Genomic DNA, 16,888 nt, shown 5'->3' with positions numbered 1-16,888 from the left:
ATTTAATTAAACTTTTAAAACTATGCTTACTCTCTTAGAAAATGTTTTAGATCGTGCCGATGGCTCCTACATTACACCCGAAGATTTGCGAATCTTGGATGGAGCGATCGCTTCGTGGCAACAGCGTCGTCAAACCTATGATTTGCTCCAGACTAAGGAAAATGTCATTCTTGAGCAAGTCATGCAACAGATTATTAACACGGCTCCTGATGTAGCGGCAAAAGTAACTGTTGATGGTGGTAATAAATGTAATCGTGACATGGCTTTAGTGCTGCGATACTGTGCTACAGCGATGTTATTGCAAGACGAAGAATTGCTTAAAGATCGTTTGCTGTATTGGATGCAGAATATTATGTTGGCTTTAAAAAACCAACGGGTAAATGATTTTGTCTATCGCTCCTTGCAGAAATCCGTTCAGGCAAATCTTCCTAAGGAAAATGCAGATTTGCTACTGCCATACCTTGCGATCGCCCACCAATGGTTAAGCCAATGATTACCAATTCAATTCCTAGTAATTACTTTTCCCCTCGTTTTTACGTCAAATCCGATCCTGCGACGGGGCTGCTCTCAACTCGACAAGGCGATCGCCTTGTGGCTGTGCCAGATTTTTTGTTACGGAGTATCCATCGATCTCTTTATTCTGAGGCAGGGCAAGCAGGTACTTTAGCTCTGTACACCTTTGGTTTTGGTTGGGGTGGCTCTTTTTACGATCACATTCGTAGTGAAATCGAGTCCTATCAAGGCACGACAATTATGGCAGCTAATGCGGTAGAGTTCCTCGCTACAATGCGCCAACTCTGGACAGTACATGGCATGGGAACCATAACCCTTGACTTTAGCCATCGTCAACATGGGCTGATCGTCGTGACTACCGAAAATTCTGTGCTAACGACAGGTAGTGAAATTGGCTTGCAGTCGGGTAGTAAGTTGCCTTGGCATCAGTTGCAAGCTGGATTTATTGCTGCATGGTTTTCACGCTGGGCAGGTAAAGATATTCGCGCCTGTGCAACGGACTGGTCGTCGCCGCCAGATCCTGATGCTGATAATTCCTCTTCCAAACAGGATAGTTATACGCGCTTTCTGGTTGGACTCACTAGCAAAGTTCAACCAGTTGAGGGTTTTGTAAAGCAAGGAATGAGAACTGCGGAAATCTTAGAGAAACTTACGGCTTAAGCAAAAAAGCGTTGCAAAGCAACGCTTTTTTGCTTAAGCCGCCTATCCAAATAGTTTGAGGCGGTGCTTCGCGCCGCCTCAAACTATTTGGGGACAACTATATTTACTAATTTCTTGATGATGCTTTTAATGGCACTAACTTACTTACTTTTGCCCAACTCAACTCGTGCATCAATACATAGGAGCAGGGAATCAAGAATAAAGTCAGGATTGTGGCAAGGGCTAAGCCTGAGAAAATCACGATTCCAAGCGGTTGTAAAAACTCGCCACCATCGCCACCACCCAGAGCTAGCGGAAATGCACCAACTACAGTGGTAATCGTGGTCATCAGAATCGGGCGGAGGCGCGTCGGCGCAGCTTGCAACATGGCTTGAATTCGACTACATTTCTGCTCCTCACGGATTTGGTTCGCCAGCTCTACCAACACGATCGCATTATTAACAACGATACCAATCAACAAGATTACGCCGATTACTACCATCACATTGATCGAGCTATTGGTGACATACAGCCCCACAACGCCACCGGCCAGAGCAAGGGGAATCGTCAGCATGATCACAAGTGGATCAAGCAATGAGTTATACTGCACCGCCATCACCACAAATACTAGGAATGAGGCAAGTAAACCCAATGTTCCAAAGGCTCCAGAGAGGTTGTCATTAGCCGCTTTTGCAGAACTGGGTAATACGGCGACACCATCGGGCAGATCAATTGCCGCGATCGCCCGTTCAGTTTGTTTGAGAGCGTCACTAAGACTTGCGCCGCGCTCCACACTACCGAGGATTAAGTAAACCTGACGTTGATTAATCCGTTGAATTTCCCCAGGGGCGCGACCTTCGCTCAGAGTTGCCACATCAGCGAGGCGGACTGGGCGATTATTGCTGACAAATAGGGGGACTTGTTGCAATTGCGAAGAGTTTTTGCGTAACTCAGGATCAAGCTGTACGCGCACATCAACAAGGCGATCGCCACGTTGTAATTGCGTGGGGACTGAACCTGTAATTGCAGTTTGCAGAGTGGAACCGATCGCTTGAGTTGAAAGTCCTAGCGATTGCAGACGTTCCCAATCAGGAATAATTTGGATCTCAGGCTGACGGGCATCGGTATCGGGACGGAAGGTTGCGCCTTTGACTGACTTCTCTAAGGCACTGAGAACTTCCATACCTGCTTGAGACAACACATCTGGATTACTACCTTGCAAAACAACATCAATATCCGTTCTAGGTACAGGGGAATTATTGACAATAATCCCGCGAACTTGCCCTGGGTTAACCCGAATCCTTACCCCTGCTAGGTTGAGTTTGGCAATTTCTCGATTAACGCGACTGACAAAGCCAGTAAGGTCAGCATTTGGTTTGAGTGTGACTGTACTACCACTACGCAAGGGATTAGCTGTAACGTTATTACCAAAGGAGCCGCCACCGATAGTGGCAAATGAGTAGGCTGTTTCAGGTTGCTTAATCAGAATTTCATCAACTAGCGACATCACTTTCATATTTTCAGCAAGGGTTGTACCTGCTGGAAATTGAGCATTAACGTTGACATCACCTGTTTTAACTTGAGGGATGATTTCTTGGGGCAGTTGTCGCGCCATCAGGAAGCCGCCACCGCCAAGGATCGCAAATAGAGCAATTACAACCAAGAGGCGATAATGGACAATTCTGGCTAGAAACCCTGCATAGCCAAGAGTAGCTGCTGCAAAACGACGCTCAAATCCGACCATGAACCAAGATTCATTTAAACGACTCGACCAAGGGATAGCTAATAGTCGCGAAGCCATCATCGGTACGACAGTTACCGCGATCGCGATCGAAGCTGCCACAGCAAAGCTAATGGTAAGAATTAGTTGATTGAATAGCAGTGATAGAAATCCACCTAACAATAGGAATGGGAAAATTACTACAAGATTAGTGCTAGTAGAAGCAATTAGGGCTGATTCAATTTCGCCACTGCTAGACTGTGATTGGTGAATAATGTCTTCAAATCCAGCCTCACCACCATTACGCTTGCGGATTTTGGCAATGCCGATGGTAATGTTCTCTAGCATCACAATCGAATTGTCCACGACAATACCTACGCCGAGGGCTAGTCCACCTAGACTAAATAGGTTGAGAGAGAAACCAAAAATCCCCATACAGATGACTGCGGCAAGGGTAGCGAGGGGAATCGCTAGAGAAATAATTAATGTCTGACGTAATGAACCTAGAAATAAAAACACAGCGATCGCCGCTAAGCCAGAACCAATAATCCCTGACCAAGCCACGTTAGCAACCGAAGCTCTGATCAGTCTTGACTCGTCAAGGGTGGCTGTTAGTTCAGCGTCGCTGGGAATTAAGCCATTTTCTCGTAGTGTGGCAATTTTTTCCTTGACGCGATCGACGACCTCAATCGTATTCGCGTCGGGCTGCTTAGTTACTAACAACCGTACTGCTTCCTGTCCATTTAAAGTCGTGAAAACTCTCTGTTCTTCAGTACTATCAATGATTTCCGCAAAGTCTCGTAAATAGACTTGTCTGGGCGGAGTCGTAGCTGTAGGATTGCTGACAACAAAGGATAAATTTTCTAGTTCTTTAGCATCTTTAAACTTACCGATCGCCCGAGTCAGTGGTTCAACCGTGCCATTGCGTAGCCTACCACCAGAAATATCGATATTGCGATCGCGCAATGCGTTCAAAACATCATTAACGCTCACACCTGCTGATTGTAATCGTGGCAGATCGAGATTAACCTGTACCTCTTCCCTGACACCACCAACTACATCAACACCCGCAACCCCTGGCACGATCGCTAGTTCACGTCCCAACTCTTCATCCGCAAATAGCCGCAACTCTGGCAATGACAAAGAAGGCGATGTAAGCGCAAATTCATAGATCGGAAATTGGGAAGGATCAAATTTAAAGATTCTTTCATTCTCGACTACATCGGGTAGACGACTCCGACCACGGTTAAAGCTAGCAACTGCGTCATTGAGAGCTTGATCAACATCACTACCTGCTTCAAAAAACAAATCGACCCGCACCTGACCTTCACGAGTACGCGAAAAAAGCTGGTTAACACCTTCAGTTAGCGCTAAAGCTTCTTCTAGAGGTTTGGTAACTTCGGTAATAGCAACTTCTGGGGAAATGCCTGGAACATCGATTTGTACGCCGATACGTGGATAAACAATTGATGGAAGTAAATCTACCTGCAATCGGGTGATATAGAAGGCTCCCATAACAAAAATAGCGATCGTTAGCATCAGCGTACCAATGTGGCGGCGAATGGCTGTAGCGCTAATGCTAAATCCTGTCGGTCTGGGACTGGAAGAGTGTTGGTCGCTCATAGTTATCTCTTAAAGTTATCTCTTAAAATAATTAAAAAAAGTGATGAAGTAATACGATGCGAGCATTACTTCATCACTTAGAAGATTCTGATAACACGCTAAGCTTGACAGAATCACCATCCTGCAACCTGCCACCACTCCTGACCACTAGGCGATCGCCTTCTTTTAATCCAGAGAGAATCACAACTTTGCCATCACGGCGATCGCCAAGGGTGACTTTTCGTGCTGTCACTTTCGGTTCTTGCTGATCACCCATAACCACAAAAACTGTGCCAGTTTTCGGTTTACTTTGATTGCTAGCATTTGTCTTATTTCCTAAATTTGGGTTGGATTTTGAATCCGTTTGCGCTTTGGTTTGATTAGTTGTACTTGTCTGCTTCGGTCGTCCTGCAACTTCTAAGGCGGAATCTGCGATCACAATTTGGCGAGACTGACCACTCGAAAACTGCACCCTTGCTAGTTGACCACTACCTAATTTATTGTCACGATTTGGAACTACAACTTCTACAGGAATCAATCTCGCCACAGGATCAGCTACTGGCGAAATTCGTCTCACTGTTCCCGTAAATTTTTGATTAGGAAATGTGTCAAACCGCACATCAACGGATTGATTTAAACGAACTTTGCTAATCTCTAATTCTGAAATCAGTACAATTACTTTAACTTGACTAAAATCACCTAATTTTATAACGTCGTTACCTGCAAATAGAAGATTCCCCGTTTCACTGACGCGCTCTAGCACAACACCACTAATCGGTGCAGTAATCGTAGTGTAGGATTGACGCTCTTGTTCTCTTAATCTGATGGCTTCTTGAGCTAAAACTCTTTGTGAACTTGCTCCCACCGTCTGTTGCTGAAGACTGACTTGTTGCTCAGCCGATCGCAATGATTGTTCGGCAGATCGCGCACGAGTGATAGCAGTCTCCGCAGTTTGAGAAGATACGGCTCCATCTTTAGCCAATTGGGTGAAGCGATTTGCGTCGGCTTGAGCTTGTTGATATTCCACTCTAGCTCGTTCTACTTGGGCACGGGCATTACCCACGGCTGCGCTTGCTTGAGAAACTTCTGCTTCCCTCGCCGCAACTTCAGCTTCAGCCTGAAGCACAGTTGCAGATAGAACTGCATCATCCAATTGGGCGATTGCTTGTCCTGCGGCAACGCGATCGCCAACATCCACATTCAGATCTAGCAAACGCCCTTCCAGTCGGGATTTCACCGATACTTCCCTTATTGGTGCAGTTGTACCTGTATACTCTGTCTCAGCTTGGAGAGAATCAAACTTAGCGATCGCTACATCTACAGCTACAGCAGGTTTTTGGTTCTGTACTTGAGCTTGAGAGGCATCTTTATTGCTTTGAGTGCAACTCACAGTTACGCCCGCTAAGCTAGTAATTGTGGCTAATATCCAAAAAGCTTTCATAGTGGTGAAGAGAGCAAGTGTTGAGTTTTCTAAAGTTATTCTAAGTTATACTCTGTGTTTTTGTGGGATATTTCTACGATAAATCTTTTGATTAACAAACACTTGTCGTCGTCAATACATAAGCCAATTATGCCAATATAGATTTAGGAATTGTCAGAATTTCTTGTAATTCTCTAGTTTTCACTAATTTAACTTCTGTGATTCCTCCTAGTGTTTTAGCAATTATCTTTTCTATTGTGGTTAGTATGATCGCCATAGGAATTTTGTGCTATCCATTGTTTGTCAAATGGCGACGTGATCGCATCATGGCAAAGCAATTTCCTAAGTCATGGTTAAGCATTATCGAAAGTAATCTTTCTATTTATAAGAGTTTGACTTCTGAACAGCAAAAAGAATTGCTCGGCTATATACAAGTATTTCTGAAAGAGAAGCAATTTATTGGCTGTCTAGGATTGCAAATTACGGAAGAGATAAAAGTGACGATCGCTGCGATCGCTTGTTTGTTGTTATTTAGCGATCGTAAGACCTACTTCCCAAACCTACGCTCCGTTCTCGTATATCCCCATGCTTATATCGTAAATGAGTTGATAATGAATAGCTATGTGGTGGAAGAACGCCGTGTCGCTAGATTAGGAGAGTCATGGACAAGGGATCAACTAGTCCTCTCTTGGGAGCAAATACAGCAAGATGTTCTCAATTGGAAAGATGGACATAATGTGATTCTACATGAGTTCGCACATCAGCTTGATCAAGAGGATGGTAGAGCAGAAGGTGTGCCAATTTTAGCGCGAGCTTTGGATTATGGGATGTGGAAACAGGTAATGTCGGCAGAATATTTGCAATTATGCGATCGTGTCGAAAATGGTCAAAAGACAATCCTTGATAGTTATGGCGCAACTAGTCCTGCAGAATTTTTTGCAGTGGCAACTGAGACATTCTTCGAGAAGCCAAATCAGTTACATCAAAAGCATCCATCTCTTTATGAACTACTACAGAGGTACTATCGCCTCGATCCTCGACAATGGCAGAATTAAGGCTATAATTCTATGCATGTATGGGATATATGGAATCTAAAGTGGCAAAAGACATTTACCATAATACTGTAAAAATAGCTTTAGTAAAGGATGGTTGGCAGATTACAAATGATCCTTTGACCTTGAAAATCGGTCGTCGGAAAGCTTTAGTAGATTTAGGGGCAGAGAAATTATTAGCAGCCGAACGAGAGGGACAAAAAATTGCTATTGAAATTAAGAGCTTTCTTAATCCATCGCAACTTCATGATTTAGAACAGGCTGTAGGACAATTTGTACTGTATTCAAAAGTTTTAGCGCAACAAGAACCAGACAGGATACTATATTTAGCAATAACTCGTCTTGTGTTTAGTGAAATTTTTTCAGAAGAAATTGGTCAGCTTATGCTTGATGAAACTGACTTGAGGCTAGTCATATTTGATCCAGAAAATGAGGAGATAGTACAATGGAAACTCTAACTGAATATCAAAACCTTTTAAGAAAAGTCCTTGAACAATATACTCAGATTCCCTATCGATATGGAGATATTACAACAACTCTTATTATCAGCGAAGATCATAATCATTTTTTACTAATGGATCAAGGATGGGAAAAGGGATTAAGGGTACATGGTTGTTTGTTTCATGGACAAATTATCAATGATAAAATCTGGATTCATTATGATGGAATTGAAGATAGTATAACTGAGGAGTTAGTAGCAGCAGGTGTACCAAAAGACAAGATTGTTTTAGGTTTTTATCCGCCTGATGTAAGGAAACATACAGGCTATGCTGTTGTATAGGTACTTGGAGATTGAAAAATTGATCGTAAGGTTGATTGGTTTGTTTTGGAAGATGGAAAATAATAGACCTCTTGCAGAACTGAAAATTAATCCAGAGCAGAGAAAGTTTTAGAAGCAACAAGAGCGACTTCAAAGTTATAAATGGCAGCAATCAAATTACAACGCAAACCAAAACGACGACGACGATTACGATAAGGTAAAGAGAGAATCTTAAAAATCTTCAAGCGACGATTAACATGCTCAATCGCAATACGTTGACGTGCAAGTTGGCGATTACAACGCTTATCCTCCTTGGATAATGAGCCATTGTGAGGCTTTTTGATAGGAATTTGCGAGTTAGGATGCAACTTTTGTAAGCCTTGATAACCCTTGTCTGCCAAACCTTGTGTCTGTGCGTGAAAATGAACTCCACTTGCCTTGAATAATGAGAAATCATGCTGCTTGCCCTTACCGTAAGCGGTACAAACTATCTTGAAATTAGTCAGATCGACCACCAATTGGGCTTTGAGGGCATGATGCTTTTTCTTACCGCTATAAAAATGTTTCTGGTGATATTTAGGGCGCTCAACCTTTGTCTCAGTTACATCAATGGCAATTATGGCTGGAGCCTTCTCCTGCCACAATGACTTTTTTCCTGCTAACCGAAACTTTTTCGATTTAATTAAGACATTTTCTACTTTTTTGACGATGCGGCAAATCGTCGATTCTGACACTTCCCAGTCGCTAGCAATATGAAAATAGGTGCTATATTCACGCCAATACTGCAAAGTAACCAATATTTGGTCTTCTAGACTTAGCTTTGGTTCTACACCGCCTTGTCCTTTGCTTTGGGCTGCTTGTTGCATTAGTTCCGTCATTTGCGCAAATGTTTCTCTTCTTACCCCAAATAACCGTTTAAATTCTGTCGCTGATAGATTTTGACTGGCTTCGTATTTCATCGCTTAATTTGAGATCTGATAAAAAGCTTATAAATCTAACATATTTTTGGTTCTGCAAGAGGTCTACTGAAATATATGGAAAAACAAAGTTAGGAGAAAACATCTATGATTTGCAGCTAGAGGTTTCAATTAGAGGATTCTCTTCTACAAATGTAACCCCAGCCAATATAAAAGCTGTAATAAATAATTCAATGAGGCTATATAGTGACTTAGACTCAAAAGTTAGTTCATTTCTTCATTTAGCAATGGAAGAAGAAGATAGACTTAAGCAATTCTTATATTTTTTCTTTGTATTAGAAATATATACACATCAAGTATTTAAAAAAATTGACTTTCAGAACTATGTAAATGATATCAATAACATTCCTGATAGAATTAAAATATCAGGTGAAAAGTTTTTCTTAGAACAACAAAAAGAAAGTGTCACACTTTTACAGCGCTTTCATTGGTGTGCAATATTGATTTGGGAAAATATTGATGATAATGACATTACAAACTTTAAATTATTGAAAAAAGTTCGTAATGATATTGCTCATGGAGAAAATGTACCTGAACATACTCTACCTATAGGTATTGCAGAAAATTTATGCCTAAAGATTCTATCGTCTCACTTATAGAACTAATTTATTATTTTAGGAAGAGGACTCAAAAGTGAAAAACCTTTATACAAGTAGTCTAAACAATTAAGAATGCGAAATGATCAAATTTCTATTACCCAAACAAACATAGACGCATTGATAAAGCTTCTTAAGTTGCCATATGGGGTCTATAAAGGTTCTTTTTCGTTTTGCCAAATGGCGCGAATGATCTTAATTTCATCATAGGTATATTCCTCACGCAGGTGATCGAAGAGATTGCGTAAGGAATCTCCACCGATCGCATCTAGGGCTTCATAAATTACAGTTTGACGTTCTGGTGGCACAAGGCGATCGCAGTTAATTGCATAACCAGCTTCAAGTAATTGGACTAGATGTGTCCAGACTGTTGCAGGTTTAAGTCCGCGATCGCGAGCGATTTCATCAACATCTAAGCCATTCTCATACATAGCTAGGGTTTCGCGCTGCGTACTCGCTTTTGATAGTTTTGATTTTGGTGTTGATTCCTGTTTAACTCTAGATGCAGTTGATTCAGTAGGTTCCGCAGGCGGATATTTAAGATGATGTTCGAGAATAATCGCAATGAAATCATCAGCATATTGCTCTAGCTTCTTTGCACCAACCCCCGACAATTTAGCGAAATCTTTGCGATTAGTGGGTTGTTGCTCAGCCATTTGATTAAGAGTCGCATTACTAAAAATCACATAGGGCGGTACTTCCTGCTCATCGGCAAGATCTTTACGTAGTAATCGCAATCTCTCAAAGAGAATATCCACATCAACGGCTCTTTCTTTTATGCTTTCACGATCAGCAACAGAGGCAGGCTCAGTATCGCGTTCTATTGGTAACAATACATTTCGCTGGTTTCGCATGACTTCCCAACTACGATCATTGAGCTTGAGAATGCCATAACCATCAGTTGTTTGGGTTAATAGCCCTTGATGAATTAGCGATCGCGAAAGTTGTCGCCATTCATCAAGACTGCGATCTTTCCCAATACCATAGGTTGAGAGATTCTCATGTCCATGCTGCAATACTTTCTCTTTGCGTGAACCTCGTAATACATCAATAATATGTCCTGCGCCAAATCGCTCTTTAGTTCTTGCCACACAGGATAAAAACTTTTGGGATTCTACTGTCCAATCTTCCATGGGCTTAGGTGTGAGACAATTATCACAATTAGCACAATCACCTTGAAAATGTTCACCAAAATAGCGAAGGAGAATTGTGCGGCGACAGGCAACACCTTCGGCATAGTCTACAACTTGACGGAGTTGCTGTTGAGCAATTCTCTGTTCTGCTTCCAATGGCTCATTAGTGTGCGGATCAACTTTTTGAGCAATGAGATACTTGATTGTTTCTAGATCTCCATATCCCAAAAACAAAGTACAGTGCGAATCCTCACCATCACGTCCTGCCCGTCCAGACTCTTGATAATAGCCTTCAATATTGCGTGGTAAATCGTAATGAATCACAAACCTTACATCAGGTTTATTAATTCCCATCCCAAAGGCAACAGTTGCGACCATTACCTGTACATCGTCACGAATCCATCTTGTTTGATTTTCTTCCCGTTCTTTATTTCCCAGTCCTGCATGATAGGGAATTGCTTCGATGCCATCTTCTTGGAGACGGCTAGCTATTTCATCGACGCGCTTGCGACTGAGGCAATAAACTATGCCTGAGCCCTGTAGGCGTTTGATCTGACGTAAGAGATTGACATAGGTTTGCTCATTACCCTGCTTCGGAACAACTTCATAATAGAGATTAGAACGATTGAAACTAGCGACATGAATATAGGGATTTTTTAGTTCTAACTGCTGGCTAATATCTTCACGGACTCTTTCGGTTGCTGTAGCCGTCAAGCCAATCATCGGTACATCAGGAAATATTTGCCGAATTCGACTTAGTTGACGATATTCAGGACGAAAATCATGTCCCCATTCCGAAACGCAATGCGCTTCATCGATCGCAAATCCTGCAATCCCAATTTTGTTTTTAACAATATTTAGAAATTCGAGAAACTGTTCCGCAAATAGACGTTCGGGAGCGACGTAAACTAATTTAATTGCTCCATTCAAAATAGCTTGCGATCGCTGATTAGTCTCTCTTCCTGATAGGGTACTATTCAGAAAAGTCGCGCCAATTCCATTCTCTTTGAGCGCTGTAACTTGATCTTGCATTAAAGCAATTAATGGCGAAATGACGATGGTTACACCCGTTTTGAGCAAAGCAGGTAATTGAAAACAAATCGATTTACCGCCACCCGTAGGCATAATCGCCAAGGTGTCGCGCCCTGACATACTTGCTTCGATGATCTCGCGCTGCCCTGCCCGAAAGGATTCGTACCCAAAATACTGTTTCAGCGCTTGCTGTAGAGAATCGCTATTTGTCATAGATTAGGATTTGGCAAAAGTCTGAAATATCCATTTTGTAATTGCGCCATCATCTTGCACATAACTTAGCTGTAATGCTTCCTCAACTTTAGATATATCTAGACCTTTGAGAACTTGTGATTCTGTAATTCTACCACTACGGCCTTCAGCGATCGCAAAAGCAAATACCTCTGATGTACTAGCATTTACTGCCCAGTATTCCTGAATTCCTAAACGTTCGTATAGCAATCTCTTGTAACCTAAATCATCTTGAATAGTTGTTGCGGAAATTTCTACAACTAGAGTCGGTAAATCAAACTCATTCACATCAACTATGGCATTATTTCTAGGAGGGATTTTTAAGCCATTGCCAAGATAGAAAACCATATCAGGCTGAAATTCAGCATCACCATTTTTCCTGAAACTACAATTTAAATACTCATAAATACAAATATCTGCAAACGATGCAAATATGCTAATTACTTTATAAACAACTCCATTCTCATGAGCGTGAATTGGTCCAACGGGTGACATTTCAATCCTCATTAAATTCTGGTCGTAGTAAAATCGAGCTTTATCTAAGCTTGGTTCTTCAGTAAGAGCTAGAAATTTATCCCAAGATGCTTTTAACCAAACGTCAGACTCAATTTCTGGTTTGACTTCTACGCTATTTTTTGGATCGTTTGCCTTTGCACTAACCGTAATAGTCATGTTTAACTCAGTTAGGTTGTATTGATGATGATTTTAACATAGCGGTTTTCAAGTGAGCCTCAGCCGAAGGCAGAGGCTCAAACAATTACCTGAAGATTTGATCGCAAAAAAGTCGGGAATCTCCATCTCTGCATCTATTGATCTTCTTCAGTAATTTGTAAACGAATTGTCCGCCCTGAGCGATCATTCCCAATCTGTACCGCGACATTTTGATTGGCTAGGGAATCAAGAGAATTCAGCAAGTCGATTAAATTGGGAGTACTTGCACCCGCCTCCACATATAACTGATCGGCTGATGTCGAGACACGCTTCCATGCGCTGTATAGCTTTGCGATCGCCTGTTCCAGTTGTGAGGCTTGGCTAACTAAATCCGAGGCAAGTTTGAGACATCCCAATCTTAGGGCTTCTTCGAGGGCAAGATCGATATTAACTGAGCGGTTAGCGATCGCTTGGACTTGACTCGTATTAGTCAAATATTTAGTTAGCCTTTGAGCATCAGCCGTGACAAGTTTAATGTTATCCAAATCAGAACCATCAGCGATCGCCTGTTTGAGTGGAGTTTGATAGGCTTCAGGCAGTTTATCAATTTCGCGCACTAAGGGTGCAACATAGCGAGTGGGAATTGTATGGGCGGCAATTTTTTCTTTTAGCTCATCGGGAAGGTGATCAGAACTCATGGATGTCCATTCATCGGAAAGTTGCCGAACTTCACGACGGGTAATCTTTTCGCCATTTCTCGCCGCATCAACAATCAATTGTTGTACTTCCGTAGAAGCTTGGGCAGTTTCCAAAAAAGCTCTCTTACTAAATTGACGGATATCATCAGCATCTAGCTGCCCATCCGCCATTAAGGTGTCGGCACTATTAGCTAGTTGAATCCATGAATAAGCCTGAGACTTACTGATTTCCCGCTCTTGCAACCATTTTAAAAATCCCGTACCGCGCCCTTCTCCATTTGCTTTTTCGCGATCGCGTACAGTCCGCAAGATTCTACCGCGCCAAATATCGGTCTGCAAATCAAAGCGATCGCATACTTGCCAAGCCTGATCGACTTCAGCCAAAAATTGACCTTCAGCTAAACCTTCATCATTAGGATCTGGCAAGTTAAGCGAAAAATCTGTTAGATCAAGACTGGCTAAAGCTTCATTGGGAATAGATGCAACGGAAATTGTTTCGAGTACAGATTCGCTCACGGACACAGACAACCTTTGATTTAATAACTAGGGGATAAGGGCAATTTTGCCCTTGTTAATACTACCCGATCTAAAAAATATCCCCAGCCCAGCCTTCCAGAAATTCTTATTATGAACCCGATTTGGTTGTTTCCAGCGCCAAAGGTGCTGGAAACAACCAAATCGGGTTTTTGAAAGCCCGCCAGTGGGCTTTCAAAAACCCGATTTTTATAATGAGAATCGCTGCCTACCTTCGTAAGCTACCATGTACACACAAGTCTAACTGTCTACGTTTCGATGGATCTAAGCCCCCTAAATCCCCCAATTCTGGGGGACTTTGAAAGACTTTTATTTTCTTGTTTCCCCAGAATTGGTGGCTAGGGGGCTATTAACTGTTGACTTGAAGACTTGTGTGCAAACGGTAGCCTTTGTAAGGGAAATTAAAAGGGTTGGCGTTTTTAACGAATCTGAAAGTTGATAAATAGACAGCTTAAAAATGTTAGTTGGGCGGTCAGTACAAACATATAAACCACGGCTCGTTTTTTAAAAATCGTTAAAATCAAGCCGATCGCCTTGAGATCGATGATCGGGCCAAAAACGAGAAATGCAAGTAATGATCCGCCCGTAAAGGTTGCAGCAAAGGATAGAGCAAAAAATGCATCCACCGTCGAGCAGATCGAAACGATCGCAGCCAAAATCATCATGGCTAAAATCGAACTAACAGGACCTTGCCCTAAACTCAGGATAATATCGCGGGGAACCCAGACTTGGATAACGGCGGCGATCGCACTACCCATCACCAAAATCGCACCTAACTCACGCATTTCTGCGAGGGTATTATCTAATAGGAGATTTAAGCGATCAGGCAAAGACTTTGTGATAATTTGTTGATTGTTTGACGACAGATAACCCGCAAAATCTAAAGGTTGACTGCGATCTTCGCCTAAAAAAAATGTCCCCACAGGAACGGCTCCTGCTTTGACTTTGGGCGCTGGTAAGGCGATCGCAATATTGGGTTGCAAAATGGCGCGTAAATCCTTTTGAGAGCTAAATACCATCGCCACAATGTTAGCCACCATAAATGACAGCACAACTCGTAAAACTGCAATTTCAGGCTGATCGCGAAAGGCTGTCCAAGTTGCCCAAATCACTACAGGATTAATCGTTGGCGCAGCCATTAAAAAGCTGATCGCCACCGAGATTGGTGCACCTTGCGAGATGAGCCGCCTTGCCACAGGCACATTGCCACACTCGCACACAGGAAACATAAATCCTAGCAAGCTTCCTGCTAATGCGCCTAGAAATGGATTTTTGGGTAATATCGCGATCAGTTTCCGCTCATCTACAAAGATTAATAAAGCTCCCGACAGCAAAACCCCCATCAACAAAAATGGTATCGCTTCCACAAGGAGGCTTAAAAACAAAGTAAAGGCGCTAAGAAGTTGGTTCATAGTTAGGCTATTGGTATAAAGCCTGTGCTGGATTGTTAATTTTAATTTTTAGCTTAACAATTATAGAGGCTTATCTAAAGCTTTATAGAATTTCTAGAACTATCGATTGGTGATGAAAGCTTTGTAAAGATTGACTTTCATAGATCATCTAAGTCCACGATCATCATAAAGCACTATAGGTTTTAAAAATTTTTGGGACTCTTCTCGTAAAATGTAATGTTAAAGCAGTAAAGCTCAATTTTGCTGCAATGGGTAACGGGACTAAAACCATGCACCAATGCTTAATAGGACACAGCCACTATGACCGCACCAGATCCTCAACTACCCGCAATCCCTACGACTTCTAAAATCACTCCACCTAAGTTAGAAGATTATCGGATTCCTGTGTCTCCCGGATATGCACTTCCTGAAGATCGTTATGTGATGTCTGCACCCGATTTGGGGGGTGAGTCAGCAATTTTAGCTGAGTTCGACGCAGCCGTGCGTTCTGACCAATTTTCATTAGCCTTACAAAAGCTGATTCGTTGCCGTGACAATGTTTTACCTGCATTGCTAGAGCGTCTCGAAAGTGACGAGGTTGCTATATCAAAAAAAGCGGCGATCGCCTTGGGCTATTTGCGATCGCCTGTAGCGATCGCCCCTTTGATTGCCGCTGCTAAAAATCCTCACCGTCAAATTCACTGGCAAGCCGCAGCAGCTTTAAGCTGGATTGGTAGTGCGGAAGCAATCAGCGCTTTAGTACAGTTATTGCGTCATCCATCCATTCAAGTCCAAGCTGCTAGTGCCAAAGCTCTGAGCCGAGCCAGTTTACCTGCGGTATCGCCCTTAGTTGAGGCTTTAAAACATAGTGACGATATGGTAAAAGTCCATGCTGCTCACTCCCTTGGTCAGATTAGTTCACCCCTTGCTGTTACAACCTTAATCGAAGCACTGGAGCATGGCAGTAAATCAGTTCGTTTTGAAGCAGCTTGGGCGCTAGGTCAGATTAAATCCCCTCTATCAGCCAATTCCTTAGCGAGTTTGCTAACTGACAATGATATTAGTGTCCAATCACAAGCCGTACAGGCACTTAAGAACATTGGAGTTCCTGCAATTTCGCCTGTTGCAAAAATGCTTAGCAATTCTTCTAGTCATACCCGCAGTATCGCTGCTCGTACCTTAGGGCAGATTGGCATGGAAGAGGTCGTACCACTGCTTGCTCAAGTCCTCAGGGATGATGAATATGCCTATGTTCGTTGTGACGCAGCTTTAGCCTTAGGGGAAATTGGCACGCATGATGCTGTATTCTATCTTTCTCAATCTCTAAAAGATCGCGATCGCTCAGTCCGTAGTGCTATTTTGAGAGCCTTAGCACAGATAAATTCACCTGAAGCCCAAGAAATTTTGCATAATATCAAACATACAGTTGCCATACCGAATTATTCTGTTTCCAATATCAGAGATTTTGGCGATGAATCAGACTTTACGACAATTCAATGTTAATCCATAGGTATTGCCCCATCAAAAAGAATAAAAGCGACGCAAAGCGTCGCTTTTATTCTTTTTGAGCTAAATATTGCCATATCAACTTTTTATGTATACAGTATACATAGACGACCCAAGTAAATTACTGACACCTAATTGATAGTGATCGGCATGAAGCAACGTTCCTTATCAATACGCTAATTAGCTAGGTTTGCGACTTTGTATGATTATTGCCATTCCCCAACCTTTCCAGACAATAGTGACCTTACGCTACCCTGCAACATTACAAAATTGCCTCCATATTCTTAGTGTTAATGGTTGGAGATGCGATCGGAGGTATAGCTATCACAAATAACAGCAGTGTCAAACTTGCGATCAGATCACAGCTATGAGCAGGTTTAGAGCTAATGTCTTTAGTAGCTATATCTGCTGGCTTAACACCATTAATGTAGGA

General features: G+C 42.3%; 14 protein-coding genes. 7 read left to right on the top strand and 7 right to left on the bottom strand.

The annotated features are described in order from the left end of the window. The first annotated feature begins 22 nt into the window (after positions 1-22). The gene (locus ABM313_RS05755) at positions 23-493 is read left to right on the top strand and encodes a phycocyanin (RefSeq protein ID WP_190576481.1); all 471 of its coding nucleotides are present in this window, start codon (positions 23-25) and stop codon (positions 491-493) included. Then, positions 490-1,173: a hypothetical protein gene (locus ABM313_RS05750; RefSeq protein WP_434686731.1), complete on the top strand. Its 684-nt coding sequence runs from the start codon at positions 490-492 to the stop codon at positions 1,171-1,173. The genes ABM313_RS05755 and ABM313_RS05750 overlap by 4 nt, the downstream gene beginning before the upstream one ends. 106 nt (positions 1,174-1,279) lie before the next feature. Here ABM313_RS05750 and ABM313_RS05745 read toward each other — a convergent pair whose 3' ends face one another. Beyond that, positions 1,280-4,495: an efflux RND transporter permease subunit gene (locus ABM313_RS05745; RefSeq protein WP_434686730.1), complete on the bottom strand. Its 3,216-nt coding sequence runs from the start codon at positions 4,493-4,495 to the stop codon at positions 1,280-1,282. A 73-nt stretch (positions 4,496-4,568) separates the two neighbouring features. Continuing rightward, complete coding sequence (locus ABM313_RS05740; protein ID WP_434686729.1) at positions 4,569-5,915, bottom strand: efflux RND transporter periplasmic adaptor subunit; 1,347 nt, start codon at positions 5,913-5,915, stop codon at positions 4,569-4,571. Between the two features lie 245 nt (positions 5,916-6,160). Here ABM313_RS05740 and ABM313_RS05735 point away from each other — a divergent pair, with 245 nt between their 5' ends. Genes ABM313_RS05735 through ABM313_RS05725 form a run of 3 tightly spaced genes read left to right on the top strand, consistent with a single transcriptional unit; the run spans position 6,161 to position 7,727 of the window. Continuing rightward, on the top strand, positions 6,161-6,949 hold the full coding sequence (locus tag ABM313_RS05735; protein WP_434688376.1) for a zinc-dependent peptidase: 789 nt from the start codon (positions 6,161-6,163) through the stop codon (positions 6,947-6,949). A gap of 29 nt (positions 6,950-6,978) precedes the next feature. Next, entirely contained in the window at positions 6,979-7,404 is a 426-nt protein-coding gene (locus ABM313_RS05730) for an element excision factor XisH family protein (protein ID WP_434686728.1), read from the top strand. Continuing rightward, positions 7,392-7,727 (top strand): XisI protein, encoded by a 336-nt coding sequence (locus tag ABM313_RS05725; protein ID WP_434686727.1) that lies wholly within the window; start codon positions 7,392-7,394, stop codon positions 7,725-7,727. Before ABM313_RS05730 ends, ABM313_RS05725 begins: the two co-directional genes overlap by 13 nt. Before the next feature lie 86 nt (positions 7,728-7,813). On the opposite strand, the gene ABM313_RS05720 is transcribed toward ABM313_RS05725, so the two are convergent. Further along, complete coding sequence (locus tag ABM313_RS05720; RefSeq protein ID WP_434686726.1) at positions 7,814-8,665, bottom strand: IS5 family transposase; 852 nt, start codon at positions 8,663-8,665, stop codon at positions 7,814-7,816. A gap of 8 nt (positions 8,666-8,673) precedes the next feature. Between ABM313_RS05720 and ABM313_RS05715 the strand changes: the two genes are divergently transcribed. Continuing rightward, positions 8,674-9,282 carry a hypothetical protein gene (locus tag ABM313_RS05715; RefSeq protein ID WP_434686725.1) on the top strand — a complete coding sequence of 203 codons (609 nt, stop codon included), beginning with the start codon at positions 8,674-8,676 and terminating at the stop codon, positions 9,280-9,282. Positions 9,283-9,431: 149 nt separating this feature from the next. Here the strand turns inward: ABM313_RS05715 and recQ are convergent, their stop codons facing one another. The 4 genes from recQ to ABM313_RS05695 form a co-directional block, all read right to left on the bottom strand. Beyond that, positions 9,432-11,657: a DNA helicase RecQ gene (recQ, locus tag ABM313_RS05710; protein ID WP_434686724.1), complete on the bottom strand. Its 2,226-nt coding sequence runs from the start codon at positions 11,655-11,657 to the stop codon at positions 9,432-9,434. Positions 11,658-11,660: 3 nt separating this feature from the next. After that, complete coding sequence (locus ABM313_RS05705; RefSeq protein ID WP_434686723.1) at positions 11,661-12,347, bottom strand: Uma2 family endonuclease; 687 nt, start codon at positions 12,345-12,347, stop codon at positions 11,661-11,663. 134 nt (positions 12,348-12,481) lie between these two features. Continuing rightward, positions 12,482-13,546: a hypothetical protein gene (locus tag ABM313_RS05700; RefSeq protein ID WP_434686722.1), complete on the bottom strand. Its 1,065-nt coding sequence runs from the start codon at positions 13,544-13,546 to the stop codon at positions 12,482-12,484. Between the two features lie 431 nt (positions 13,547-13,977). Next, positions 13,978-14,970, bottom strand: a complete 993-nt coding sequence (locus ABM313_RS05695) for a permease (RefSeq protein ID WP_434686721.1) — start codon at positions 14,968-14,970, stop codon at positions 13,978-13,980. A 300-nt stretch (positions 14,971-15,270) separates the two neighbouring features. On the opposite strand from ABM313_RS05695, the gene ABM313_RS05690 reads away from it, so the two are divergent. Next, positions 15,271-16,452, top strand: coding sequence for a HEAT repeat domain-containing protein (locus ABM313_RS05690; RefSeq protein WP_434686720.1), 1,182 nt, complete (start codon positions 15,271-15,273; stop codon positions 16,450-16,452). The last annotated feature ends 436 nt before the right edge of the window (positions 16,453-16,888 follow it).

This window comes from Pseudanabaena minima str. Chao 2107 (assembly GCF_051131155.1).
GTDB classification, from domain to species: domain Bacteria; phylum Cyanobacteriota; class Cyanobacteriia; order Pseudanabaenales; family Pseudanabaenaceae; genus Pseudanabaena; species Pseudanabaena minima.
This window is presented reverse-complemented; position numbering and strand designations above follow the sequence as displayed.